The sequence below is a fragment of the Pseudomonas sp. MAFF 730105 genome (genome assembly GCF_055380705.1).
Window position 1 is genome coordinate 4,889,564 of record NZ_AP018438.1, and the last position, 11,755, is coordinate 4,901,318.

At 59.8% G+C, this 11,755-nt stretch carries 10 protein-coding genes and 1 pseudogene; 2 read left to right on the forward strand and 9 right to left on the reverse strand.

Annotated features, from left to right (window positions below):
- The first annotated feature begins 49 nt into the window (after nucleotides 1–49).
- The gene (locus PCOSP_RS21225) at nucleotides 50–910 is read left to right on the forward strand and encodes a pirin family protein (protein WP_139649124.1); all 861 of its coding nucleotides are present in this window, start codon (nucleotides 50–52) and stop codon (nucleotides 908–910) included.
- A 138-nt stretch (nucleotides 911–1,048) separates the two neighbouring features.
- Here PCOSP_RS21225 and PCOSP_RS21230 read toward each other — a convergent pair whose 3' ends face one another.
- From PCOSP_RS21230 to PCOSP_RS21245, 4 genes are all read right to left on the reverse strand, one after another.
- Nucleotides 1,049–1,777 (reverse strand): dienelactone hydrolase family protein, encoded by a 729-nt coding sequence (locus PCOSP_RS21230; RefSeq protein WP_175363797.1) that lies wholly within the window; start codon nucleotides 1,775–1,777, stop codon nucleotides 1,049–1,051.
- 66 nt (nucleotides 1,778–1,843) lie between these two features.
- The gene (gene htpG / locus PCOSP_RS21235; protein ID WP_139649046.1) at nucleotides 1,844–3,748 is read right to left on the reverse strand and encodes a molecular chaperone HtpG; all 1,905 of its coding nucleotides are present in this window, start codon (nucleotides 3,746–3,748) and stop codon (nucleotides 1,844–1,846) included.
- 86 nt (nucleotides 3,749–3,834) lie between these two features.
- Nucleotides 3,835–4,296: a PaaI family thioesterase gene (locus PCOSP_RS21240; protein WP_464709472.1), complete on the reverse strand. Its 462-nt coding sequence runs from the start codon at nucleotides 4,294–4,296 to the stop codon at nucleotides 3,835–3,837.
- Nucleotides 4,293–4,769 carry a PaaI family thioesterase gene (locus PCOSP_RS21245; RefSeq protein ID WP_464709473.1) on the reverse strand — a complete coding sequence of 159 codons (477 nt, stop codon included), beginning with the start codon at nucleotides 4,767–4,769 and terminating at the stop codon, nucleotides 4,293–4,295. The genes PCOSP_RS21240 and PCOSP_RS21245 overlap by 4 nt, the downstream gene beginning before the upstream one ends.
- Nucleotides 4,770–4,926: 157 nt before the next feature.
- Here PCOSP_RS21245 and PCOSP_RS21250 point away from each other — a divergent pair, with 157 nt between their 5' ends.
- The gene (locus PCOSP_RS21250) at nucleotides 4,927–5,178 is read left to right on the forward strand and encodes a hypothetical protein (protein ID WP_464709474.1); all 252 of its coding nucleotides are present in this window, start codon (nucleotides 4,927–4,929) and stop codon (nucleotides 5,176–5,178) included.
- A gap of 56 nt (nucleotides 5,179–5,234) precedes the next feature.
- Here the strand turns inward: PCOSP_RS21250 and PCOSP_RS21255 are convergent.
- The 5 genes and pseudogenes from PCOSP_RS21255 to lpdA all read right to left on the reverse strand — a co-directional run bounded on the left by PCOSP_RS21255 (nucleotide 5,235) and on the right by lpdA (nucleotide 11,701).
- Nucleotides 5,235–5,986, reverse strand: a pseudogene (locus tag PCOSP_RS21255) (DUF599 domain-containing protein).
- Between the two features lie 260 nt (nucleotides 5,987–6,246).
- The gene (gene brnQ / locus PCOSP_RS21260) at nucleotides 6,247–7,560 is read right to left on the reverse strand and encodes a branched-chain amino acid transport system II carrier protein (RefSeq protein WP_175363801.1); all 1,314 of its coding nucleotides are present in this window, start codon (nucleotides 7,558–7,560) and stop codon (nucleotides 6,247–6,249) included.
- A gap of 457 nt (nucleotides 7,561–8,017) precedes the next feature.
- Nucleotides 8,018–8,902 carry a succinate--CoA ligase subunit alpha gene (gene sucD / locus PCOSP_RS21265; protein ID WP_003179236.1) on the reverse strand — a complete coding sequence of 295 codons (885 nt, stop codon included), beginning with the start codon at nucleotides 8,900–8,902 and terminating at the stop codon, nucleotides 8,018–8,020.
- Nucleotides 8,902–10,068, reverse strand: a complete 1,167-nt coding sequence (gene sucC / locus PCOSP_RS21270; protein WP_003179235.1) for an ADP-forming succinate--CoA ligase subunit beta — start codon at nucleotides 10,066–10,068, stop codon at nucleotides 8,902–8,904. The genes sucD and sucC overlap by 1 nt, the downstream gene beginning before the upstream one ends.
- A gap of 196 nt (nucleotides 10,069–10,264) precedes the next feature.
- Nucleotides 10,265–11,701 carry a dihydrolipoyl dehydrogenase gene (lpdA, locus tag PCOSP_RS21275; RefSeq protein ID WP_175363802.1) on the reverse strand — a complete coding sequence of 479 codons (1,437 nt, stop codon included), beginning with the start codon at nucleotides 11,699–11,701 and terminating at the stop codon, nucleotides 10,265–10,267.
- Nucleotides 11,702–11,755 lie beyond the last annotated feature (54 nt).

Here is an 11,755-nt window from a genome sequence, read left to right on the forward strand (position 1 = left end):
CGACGGCGGGTTATGCTCGCCGCATCCGTTGTTCAATCCGGGAGACACCATGACCCTGCCCCTGACCGTTCGCCCCCGCGCAGAAGATGTCGAAGGCCAGCCGATTCTTCGCCCGCTGCCGTCCGCCAAGTGCCGCAGCGTCGGACCTTTCGTGTTTTTCGACCATATGCTGCAGACCACCTACCCGGCCGGCAAAGGGATGAATATCCGCCAGCATCCCCACATCGGGCTCTCCACCCTCACCTACCTGTTCGAAGGAAAAATCCAACACAAGGACAGCCTGGGCTCGGACCAGGTGGTCGAGGCCGGGGATGTCAGTTGGATGACCGCTGGCAGCGCCATAGCCCATGTCGAGCGCACGCCGGCCGCGCAACTGGGCAGCGATTTCGTCATGCACGGCTTGCAAGTCTGGCTGGCCTCGCCCCAATCCCACGAACAAGGGCCGGGGCATTACAGCCATCACCCGGCACGCACCCTGCCGGTCAGCGACAACCTGGGCGTCGTTATCCGCATGATCGCCGGGTCAGGCTTTTGCCTGGAATCGCCAGTACCGGTGCTGTCTCCTACGCTCTATGCCGAACTCAACCTGCAAACCGCGACGACGCTGCTGATTCCCACCGAGCATGCAGAAAGGGCACTGTACGTATTGAGCGGTGAAGCGCTGTTAGAAGGCGAGCCGCTGGAGCCGCACTCGCTGGTAATACTGCCGGTCGGTGAAGAGATGACGCTGTTTGCCAGCAGCGACTGCCATGCCGTGCTGTTCGGCGGCGCACCGCTGGACGGACCGCGGCGGATGAACTGGAATTTCGTCTCCAGCGATCCGGCCCGGATCGACGAAGCCCGCCGCCGCTGGGCGGCCGGAGACTGGCCGACCGTGCCGGGGGAAAGTGAGCGGATCGAGTTGCCCTGAGTTCAGTATCGCCTGATAGATCGCCATCGCGAGCAGGCTCGCTCCCACAGGAGGGCGTCGTTCACCCATCCAATGTGGGAGCGAGCCTGCTCGCGATGACGGCAGGCCAGACAACAACAAAATCAGATCAAGCCCAACTCAGCCCGCAAACACTTCATCCAGTAAATTATGCATCGACCGGAACGCCCGCGTGGCCACCTTGGGGTTGTACATCATCTTGCCCGGTACATTGGCGTGGGGGTCGGTGAACGAATGCACCGCGCCACCGTAGCTGAGCAGCTGCCAATCGACCCCGGCGGCGTTCATTTCGTCTTCGAAGGCCGGCAGTTGTTCTTTCGGCACCAGCGGGTCTGACGCGCCGTGCATCACCAGCACCGAGCCCTTGATGTTCTGCGCATCCGCCGGGTTCGGCGTATCCAGGGTGCCATGGAACGAGATGGCGGCCTTCAGCGGCGCACCCGCGCGGGCCAGTTCCAAGGCACAGCAACCGCCGAAGCAGAAGCCGAACGTGGCGAGTCTCGCAACGTCGACCGGCGTCTCACCCTGCCCTTGCAGTTGTTCGAATGCCGCCTGCATGCGCTTGCGCAACAGAGCCCGGTCATTCTTGAGCGGCATCATCGCCGCCCCCGCCTCATCGGCATTGGTAGGGCGCACGGTCTGGCCGTACAGGTCGGCGATCAACACCACATACCCCTTGGCCGCCACCGACTTGGCGATGTCCTCGGCCCCCGCCCCAACCCCCATCCAGTTCGGCGCCATCAGCAAGCCCGGACGCGGGCCCTGCTGGGCGGCATCGAAGGCCAGGCGACTTTCGTAGGTCTGGCCGTCGATCTGATAGACCACTGAACGAACCGTAATCTGACTCATGACTGTCTCCTTTTTAATGGATACCAGAAACGAAAACCCCGCCGAAGCGGGGTTTTCCTTACCTCATCAAGCTGACAGTTCAACCAGCAGCTTGTTCAGGCGACGCACATAGGCCGCCGGGTCCTTCAGGCTGTCGCCCGCCGCCAGGGCCGCCTGGTCGAACAGGATGTGCGACAGGTCGCCGAAGCGCTCTTCGCTCTGCTCGTTGTCGAGTTTTTCCACCAGCGGGTGAGCCGGGTTGAACTCGAAAATCGGCTTGGAGTCCGGGACTTTCTGGCCGCTGGCTTCCAGGATCTGGCGCATTTGCAGGCCGAGGTCCTGTTCACCGATGGCCAGGATCGCCGGGGAATCGGTCAGGCGGTGCGAGACACGCACTTCGCTGACGGCATCGCCCAGGGCTGTCTTGATCCGCTCCACCAGGCCTTCCTTGCTCTTGGCGACTTCTTCGGCGGCTTTCTTGTCTTCTTCCGAATCCAGGTTGCCGAGGTCCAGGTCGCCACGGGCCACGTCGACGAAGCTCTTGCCGTCGAACTCGTTGAGGTAGCTCATCAGCCACTCATCGATACGGTCGGTCAGCAGCAGCACTTCGATGCCTTTCTTGCGGAAGACTTCCAGGTGCGGACTGTTCTTGACCTGTGCATAAGTTTCACCGGTCAGGTAGTAGATCTTGTCCTGACCTTCCTTGGCGCGGGCCAGGTAATCGGCCAGACCGACGATCTGCTCGCCATCTTCACCCTGGGTCGACGCAAAGCGCAGCAGGCCGGCGATCTTCTCTTTGTTGGCGAAGTCCTCGGCCGGACCTTCTTTCATCACCTGGCCGAAGTTCTTCCAGAAGCTCTTGTATTGCTCGGGCTCGTTCTTCGCCAGTTTTTCCAGCATGTCCAGGACACGCTTGGTCAGCGCCGACTTCATGGAATCGATGATCGGATCTTTCTGCAGGATTTCCCGCGAAACGTTCAGGGACAGATCGTTGGAATCCACCACACCCTTGATGAAACGCAGGTACAGCGGCAGGAACGATTCGGCCTGGTCCATCACGAACACGCGCTGCACGTACAGCTTCAAGCCACGTGGCGCTTCACGCTGGTACAGGTCGAAAGGAGCACGGGCCGGCACGTACAACAGCGAGTTGTATTCCAGCTTGCCTTCGACCTTGTTATGGCTCCAGCTCAGCGGGTTCTCGTAATCGTGGGCGATGTGCTTGTAGAACTCCTGGTATTCCTCGTCCTTCACCTCGGTGCGTGGGCGAGTCCACAGGGCGCTGGCGCGGTTGACGGTTTCCCATTCCACTTCTGGCTTTTCTTCGCCTTCAGCGGCGGTGACTTCCTTCGGCAGCTCGATCGGCAACGCGATATGGTCGGAGTACTTCTTGATGATGTTGCGCAGGCGCCAGCCATCGGCGAATTCGTCCTCACCGGACTTGAGGTGCAGCACGATGCGGGTGCCGCGATCAGCCTTGTCGACGGTGGCGACTTCGAACTCGCCCTCGCCCTTGGACGACCAATGCACGCCTTCGCTCGCAGCGAGGCCGGCACGGCGGCTGAATACTTCGACCTGCTCGGCGACGATGAACGCGGAATAGAAGCCGACGCCGAACTGACCGATCAAGTGGGAATCTTTCTTCTGGTCGCCCGACAGGTTTTTCATGAAATCGGCAGTGCCGGACTTGGCGATGGTGCCCAGGTGCGTGATCACCTCTTCGCGGCTCATGCCGATACCGTTGTCTTCGAGGGTGACGGTCTTGGCGTCCTTGTCGAAGCTCACACGGATTTTCAGTTCAGCGCCGCCTTCCAGCAATTCTGGCTTGGACAGGGCTTCGAAACGCAATTTGTCGACAGCGTCGGAGGCGTTTGAAATCAGCTCGCGAAGGAAAATTTCCTTATTCGAATACAGCGAGTGAATCATCAGGTGCAGCAGTTGCTTTACCTCGGTCTGGAAGCCCAGGGTTTCCTTTTGAGTTTCCACGCTCATGGTCATCAAACTCCAAGTGGATGGTGGTGTCCGCCTCGCTGAGATGGCGGCGGGATGTCCTCAAGGTGGGGGCAACGATGGGGATTTCAAGGGTGGTCCGACTTTGCAGGCTCCTGGATCTTGAAATGCGCCCGCGCGGTTGCGATCGGCTCGGCTTCCACGTCTTGCCAGGCAGTGATGGCAACGTTGGCCACCCGTCGGCCCTGGCGCCAGACCTGGCACCTGGCATAGGTGTCGCGAAATTTCCCGGCGCGCAGGTAATCCAGGGAGAAATCGATGATCTTCGGCACACCCGGCGCGCGAGTGACGATCAACAGATGAACGGCTGCCGCCAGCTCCATGAAGCCGGCAATGACGCCGCCATGGATCGCCGGCAGTAAAGGGTTACCAATGTTGTCCTTGTTGGCCGGCAGGCGAAAGAGCAGGTCATCGCCCTGGCGCACGCATTCGACGCCGATGAGCTGTGCATAGGGGATCGCGGCGAGCAGCCGCGCATGATCGCCCTGCTCGCAGGCCTGGCGCAGTTCCTCTCGGGTGATGTCGGTCATGGCGTGTTCCTGGCAGCCTTCGGGCCACCCTTCGTGAATCCCCTGGCGTGCTGGCCCAGGCGCATGAACGTACCCACCACGTGGGCAATGGGGTGATCGGGGTCGTCCTGGTAGGCGAAACCACGGGTGAAAATCACGTCTGGCGTCACCCGATAGCATTGCGCGAAACCATAGACATCCTTGTTCGGCTCGGCGGCGTGCATGTAGTCGATGCGCAGATCCAGGGTCGGACAGACCTCGAACTCCGGCAGGACACAAAGGGTCGACATGCCGCAGGCGGTGTCCATCAATGACGTCAACGCCCCGCCATGAAGGACACCGGTAAGCGGGTTGCCCACGATACGGGGGCTGAAAGGCAGCACCAGGGTCAAGCCTTCATGGCTGGCACTGTGCAACTTCAGGCCCAGTACCTGGCAATGTCTCAGTGCGGACAGAAAACGCGTCGCGCGCTCAAAAACGGGGTCTTCGGCCATGGGTTCAATGCTCTTGTCAGTAACGGGACCTGATAACAGGCGCGACTCATAAAGTTCCATTGCATAGCAAAGTTATATATCTGTCGCAAAAGAGGAACTTAACCCGAGGCGGATTGCTCAAACGGCCAGTAGTTATATCCATAAGGAGAAACACCCCATGCGTAAGACTTTAGCTATTGCCTTGATGTTGGCCGCCTCCCTCGGTCTCGCTGCCTGCGATAAGAAATCCGAGGACAAAGCTCAAGATGCCAACCAACATGCTGAGCAAGCTCAGCAGGACATGAACAAAGCACAGGATAAAGTGAACGACGCGGCGAAAGAAAACGCCGAAGCCGCCAAAGATCAGGCTGAAGCGAACAAAGCCGCTGCTCAGGAACAAGTTCCTGCCACAGCGCCTAAAACCAACTGATCGGTTTTAGCGGCAAAAGAAAACCCGCCAAGTGCGGGTTTTCTTTTGCCTGCGATTTATCCGGCCGTTGTCATGCCGCGTCCTTGACGACTTCCGGTGCCGGTACTTCCGTCGGCGTATAGACCATGACGTCCAGCACATCGGAATGAAACTCGCGCTGATAAAGCACGAACACCACGCCGGCACTCATCAACATGAATAACCAGGGGCTGACGAACCACGCCAACATGGTCATGCCGAAATAATAAGAACGCAGCCCGAAGTTGAACTGGTTGGCGGCCATCGAGATAACTCGCGCGGCCCGCAGTGCAAAGGCCTTGCGTTCCTGCTCCGAGACATGGCGCTCGCCGATCATCGGTGCAGAGCCCACCAGGACCGCCGCGAAGTTGTATTGACGCATGCACCAGCTGAACGTGAAGAACGCGTACACGAACACCAACGCCAGGCACAGCAGCTTGACTTCGGCCATGCCCTGGGAAGCCTGCTGCACCAGCGGCAGGTCCGCCAGCAAGGACACCGCCCGGTCGGATGCGCCGAGTACCGTCAGGATGCCGGCCAGGATGATCAACGTGCTGGAGGCAAAGAATGACGCGTTACGCTCCAGGTTACCGATCACGCTGGCGTCGGCGATACGGTTCTCGCGCAGCAGCATGCGACGCATCCAGTCTTCACGATACAGGTGCATCACGCTGGCCAGACAGGCCGTATCACGGGCCTTCCACGTGGCATAACGGGTATAGCCGCCCCAGCAGACAATGAACCAGACAGCGGCCAGGAGATGGATCAGGTTGGCTTGGATGAATGACATGCAATTCCTTGTATAAAAAGAACATGGTGCAGTTGCTGCGCCTCCTGTGGGAGCGCGCCTGCTCGCGATTGCGGTTGATCAGCTATCCATTCATTGGCTGACTTACCGCTATCGCAAGCAGGCTCGCTCCCACAGGAAAACTTCATTTGTGCAGGACACTGCTTCGACGTTAGCCCAAGGAAAAAGACACCGCTGCATAAAAAAATGCCCCGTATCGATTGATACGGGGCATTTCGGTTAGCGAGAACGGCTGTAGATGCTTAAGCCAGTGCTTCGCTGCGCTTGCCCAGCAGGCGATCACACACCACGGCCACGACCAGGGTCATGACCGACGGCACCAGCCAAGCCAGCCCCTGCTCGCTCAGCGGCAGATGAGTCAGTTGCGCCGGCATCCAGTCTGCCAGCCCTGCTCCCTTGAGCGCGTCGACCAGGCCAAACAGGAACGACACCAGCATCACCGGGCCGACGATGCGCCCCTGTTCATGCCAGAAGTCCTTGCAGAAGCTCAGGGCCACCAGGGCGATGCACGGTGGATAGATGGCGGTCAGCACCGGAATCGAGAAGGCGATCAGCTTGGTCAGGCCGAGGTTGGACACCAGCAACGAAAACGCCGCCAGGATCACCACCAGCGTCTTGTAGGACAGCGGCAGGACGCGACTGAAGTATTCGGCACAGGCACAGGTCAGGCCCACCGCGGTCACCAGGCAGGCCAGGGAGATCAGTACGGCGAGGAAACCGCTGCCCAGGCTGCCGAAGGTGTGTTGCACGTAGGCATGCAGCACGGCAGCGCCGTTGGTGGCACCCAGTGCCACTTCGTGGCTGCCCGAACCCAGGCGGAACAGGCTGATATAGACCAGCGCCAGGCCGAGCCCGGCGATCAACCCGGCAATGATTGCGTAACGGGTGATCAAGGCCGGCGATTCGACGCCTCGGGAGCGGATCGCGTTGACGATGACGATGCCGAACACCAGGGCACCGAGGGTATCCATGGTCAGGTAGCCGTTGATGAAACCCTGGGAGAACGGTGCCGCGACATACTCCGGCGTGGCCACACCGATACCACCGGCGGGCAAGGCAAACGCTGCGATCCCCAACACGGCCAGGGCAATGATCTTCAGCGGCGCGAGGAACCGTCCAACGGTATCCAGCAGCCGACCCGGGTAGAGCGAGATGAAGAACACCACCAGGAAATACACCGCGCTGTAGAGGAACAGCGCCAGCGGGCTTTCGCCGGTCAGCGGCGCCAGGCCGACTTCGAACGAGACGGTGGCGGTACGCGGCGTGGCGAACAGCGGGCCGACGGCCAGGTAGCAGACCGCGGCCAGCAGACCGCCGGCGATCTTGCCGATGGGGCTGCTCAAGGCATCCATCGCCCCGCCGACCTTCGCCAGGGCGACCACGGTGACCACCGGCAGCCCGACCGCCGTGATCAGAAAGCCCAGCGCCGCCATCCAGACATGAGGCCCGGACTGCAAACCGACGATAGGCGGGAAGATGATGTTGCCGGCCCCGACGAACAGGGCAAATGTCATGAAACCAAGCGCCAGGATGTCCTGGCCTTTCAACACTTTCATTAAGGAAACCACACTACTGAATCGGAATTTAGAGAGGGATTTCCCCGAGGGTAGAGGGAAATGCTGCCGATCCGTATGGGACCGACCCGTTTAGCGCGGCGCTTCCTTGTGGGCAGCGGTCGCAAAATGGCTGCTAGCCTAACCAATCTGGAGCACAAACGCACTGTTACAGGGCAAACTATCCGATACACGACGTTTCAGTGTCGCGTTTACATATCTATTTTTCCCCCATAACCTCCCTGGTGGACAGCGGATGACCTGTGGCGAGGGATTTATCTGTGGGAGCAAGGCTTGCCCGCGACGAAGACGGCTCGGTGCCTGCGAAAACGAGGCGCATGCATCGCGGGCAAGCCTTGCTTCCACGCTTGCTTCCACGCTGCTTCCACACAAGTACCAGAAACGACAAAGGCCACCCGAAGGTGGCCTTTGTTGCTGGAACGAAAAGGTCAGCCGAAGCTTACTTCTTCATTTCCCAGCCAGTCAGCTCGGCCAGGGCCTTGCCGATGTCTGCCAGCGAACGCACGGTTTTCACGCCTGCGTCTTGCAGTGCAGCGAACTTCTCGTCTGCAGTGCCTTTGCCGCCAGAGATGATTGCGCCAGCATGGCCCATGCGCTTGCCCGGAGGAGCAGTCACACCTGCGATGTAGGAAACAACCGGCTTGGTCACGTTTGCCTTGATGTAGGCAGCCGCTTCTTCTTCAGCCGAACCGCCGATCTCACCGATCATGACGATCGCTTCGGTCTTCGGGTCTTCCTGGAACAGCTTCAGGATGTCGATGAAGTTCGAGCCTGGGATCGGGTCACCGCCGATGCCGACGCAAGTCGACTGACCGAAACCGGCGTCAGTGGTCTGCTTCACAGCTTCGTAGGTCAGGGTGCCGGAACGGGAAACGATACCGACCTTGCCTGGCAAGTGAATGTGACCTGGCATGATGCCGATCTTGCATTCGCCTGGAGTGATCACGCCTGGGCAGTTAGGGCCGATCAGGGTGATACCCAGCTCGTCGCACTTGACCTTGGCTTCCAGCATGTCGATGGTCGGGATGCCTTCGGTGATGCACACGATCAGCTTGATGCCGCCGAACGCCGCTTCAAGGATGGAATCCTTGCAGAAAGGAGCCGGAACGTAGATCACGCTGGCGGTGGCGCCAGTGGCTGCAACAGCGTCCTTGACGGTGTTGAAGACAGGCAGGCCCAGGTGCTCGGTGCCGCCCTTGCCAGGCGTTACGCCGCCAACCATCTTGGTGCCGTATTCGATGGCTTGCTGGGTGTGGAAACTACCTTGCGAACCGGTAATACCCTGGCAGATAACCTTGGTGTCTTTATTGATCAGGACGCTCATTATTTGCCCTCCGCAGCTTTAACGACTTGTTGAGCAGCGTCGGTCAGGCTGGTAGCAGCGATGATGTTCAAACCGCTTTCTGCCAGTACTTTAGCGCCCAGCTCAGCGTTGTTGCCTTCGAGGCGAACAACAACCGGGATTTTCACGCCAACTTCTTTCACGGCGCCGATGATGCCTTCGGCAATCATGTCGCAGCGAACGATGCCGCCGAAGATGTTGACCAGCACTGCGGCGACGTTGGTGTCGGACAGGATGATCTTGAACGCTTCGGTCACGCGCTCTTTGGTAGCACCACCGCCCACGTCGAGGAAGTTGGCTGGCTTGCCGCCATGCAGGTTGACGATGTCCATGGTACCCATGGCCAGGCCGGCACCGTTGACCATGCAGCCGATGTTACCTTCCAGGGCTACGTAGTTCAGTTCGAACTTGGCAGCGTGCGCTTCGCGCGGATCGTCTTGCGACGGATCGTGGAAAGTCTTCAGCTTAGGCTGACGGTACATGGCGTTGGCGTCGATGTTGATCTTGGCATCGAGGCAGTGCAGGTCGCCGTCGGCCTTGATCACCAGCGGGTTCACTTCCAGCAGTGCCAGGTCGTGGTCCTGGAACAGCTTGGCCAGACCTACGAAGATCTTGGCGAATTGAGTGACCTGCTTGCCTTCCAGACCCAGCTGGAATGCCAGTTCGCGACCCTGGAATGGCTGAGCGCCAACCAGTGGATCGATGGTGGCCTTGAGGATTTTCTCAGGGGTATCGTGAGCGATTTTCTCGATGTCCACGCCACCTTCGGTGGAAGCCATGAACACGATGCGACGGCTCGAACGGTCAACGACAGCGCCCAGGTACAGCTCTTTAGCGATATCAGTGCACGATTCAACCAGGATCTTGGTGACTGGCTGACCATTGGCATCAGTCTGGTAAGTTACCAGACGCTTGCCCAGCCACTGCTGTGCGAAGGCCTTGGCGTCTTCTTTGCTGCGAACCAGCTTGACGCCGCCCGCTTTACCGCGACCACCGGCGTGAACCTGGGCTTTGACAACCCACTCGCTGCCGCCGATTTTGTCGCAAGCTTCTGCTGCTGCTTCCGGGGTGTCTACCGCGTAGCCTGTGGATACTGGCAGGCCGTACTCAGCGAACAGCTGCTTACCCTGATACTCGTGAAGATTCATGCTTATTACCGTCTTCGTTAGGTACTGCGCATTCGGTGCTGCACCGTTTCAGTGCCGCACCACCTGTGACTGCTGCTTGCGTAGCCTTCCGGGCAACCGGTCGAGCTACGCAAGACTGCGTCCAGCGGACATTCCGCGGTGAGTCTTGCTCGCAAGGCTCACGACGGGCCGAACCGCCGTGGTTTCTTATTATTTATTAACGCTTCTTGCGGTTGGCCACGTGGATGGCGCCGCCATTTACGGCCAGGGCCGCTTCGTGCAAGGCTTCGGACAGGGTCGGATGGGAGAAGACCATCATGCCCAGATCTTCAGCGCTGGTGCCGAATTCCATGCCGATCGCGCCTTGCTGTACCAGCTCGGCAGCGCTTGGGCCGATGACGTGAACGCCCAATACGCGATCCGTCTTGGCATCGGCGATGACTTTCACGAAACCGCCGGTATCGTTGGCTGCCATGGCACGGCCACTGGCGGCGAACGGGAAGGTGCCGACGTTAACTTCAACGCCTTCGGCTTTCAAGGCTTGCTCGGTTTTACCGACCCATGCGATTTCCGGGTGGGTGTAGATAACCGAAGGGATCAGGTCGTAGTTCATCTGGGCCTTGTGACCCTTGATGCGCTCGACCACCACGATGCCTTCTTCGGACGCCTTGTGCGCCAGCATCATGCCGCGGACCACGTCACCGATGGCGTAGACGCCCGGTACGGTGGTGGCGCAGAAATCATCAACCTGGATGAAACCGCGCTCGTCGATTTCAACACCGCTGTCGGCAGCCAGCAGGTCGGTGGTCACCGGACGACGGCCGACCGCAACGATCAGTTTGTCGAAGGTGATGGTCTGTTCGCCGTTGGCGTCGGTGTAGGTCACCACGACTTCTTCGCCGTTGACCTTCGAACCGGTCACGCGAGCGCCCAGCTTGATGTCCAGGCCCTGTTTGGTCAGGGTTTTCAGCGCTTCCTTGGAAACTGCAGTGTCAGCCGCCATCAGGAAGGTGTCGAGGGCTTCCAGTACGGTCACTTGCGCACCCAGGCGCGACCATACCGAACCCAGCTCGAGGCCGATCACGCCAGCGCCGATCACGCCCAGGCGTTTTGGCACGGTCTGGAATTCCAGGGCACCGGTGGAATCGACGATCACATTCTGGTCGACCGGAGCCGGTGGAATGTCGATCGGACGCGAGCCAGGAGCCAGGATGACGTTTTCGGCTTCGATCACTTCAACCGAGCCGTCCGGCTTGGTCACTTCGACTTTCTTGCCCAGCAGCAACTTGCCGTGGCCCTGGATCGAGGTCACGCCGTTGGCCTTGAACAGGGTGGCAACACCGCTGGTCAGGTTCTTCACGATGTTGGCCTTGCGACCGACCATCGCCGGTACATCCATGCTCACGCCGGAGTGGCTGATACCGTGGATCTTGAAGCCGTCTTGCGCTTCGTGGAACTTCCAGGAGCTGTCCAGCAGCGCCTTGGATGGAATGCAACCGACGTTCAGGCAGGTACCGCCCAGGGCCAGTTTGCCCTCTTTGTCGGTGTACTTCTCGATGCAGGCAGTAGTGAGGCCCAGTTGCGCAGCCTTGATGGCCGCTACGTAGCCACCAGGGCCCGCACCAATCACTACCACGTCGAATTTCTGAGTCATGAGTCATTCCTTCTCGAATCAAACCGGACGGTCACTTGTGGAGACCGCCGTGGG

Coding starts and splice junctions, on each gene's coding strand:
- PCOSP_RS21225 (WP_139649124.1), top strand. CDS start 50: ATGACCCTGCCCCTGACCGTTCGCCCCCGCGCAGAAGATGTCGAAGGC.
- htpG (WP_139649046.1), bottom strand. CDS start 3,748: ATGAGCGTGGAAACTCAAAAGGAAACCCTGGGCTTCCAGACCGAGGTA.
- PCOSP_RS21240 (WP_464709472.1), bottom strand. CDS start 4,296: ATGACCGACATCACCCGAGAGGAACTGCGCCAGGCCTGCGAGCAGGGC.
- sucC (WP_003179235.1), bottom strand. CDS start 10,068: ATGAATCTTCACGAGTATCAGGGTAAGCAGCTGTTCGCTGAGTACGGC.
- brnQ (WP_175363801.1), bottom strand. CDS start 7,560: ATGAAAGTGTTGAAAGGCCAGGACATCCTGGCGCTTGGTTTCATGACA.
- lpdA (WP_175363802.1), bottom strand. CDS start 11,701: ATGACTCAGAAATTCGACGTGGTAGTGATTGGTGCGGGCCCTGGTGGC.
- sucD (WP_003179236.1), bottom strand. CDS start 8,902: ATGAGCGTCCTGATCAATAAAGACACCAAGGTTATCTGCCAGGGTATT.
- PCOSP_RS21230 (WP_175363797.1), bottom strand. CDS start 1,777: ATGAGTCAGATTACGGTTCGTTCAGTGGTCTATCAGATCGACGGCCAG.
- PCOSP_RS21245 (WP_464709473.1), bottom strand. CDS start 4,769: ATGGCCGAAGACCCCGTTTTTGAGCGCGCGACGCGTTTTCTGTCCGCA.
- PCOSP_RS21250 (WP_464709474.1), top strand. CDS start 4,927: ATGCGTAAGACTTTAGCTATTGCCTTGATGTTGGCCGCCTCCCTCGGT.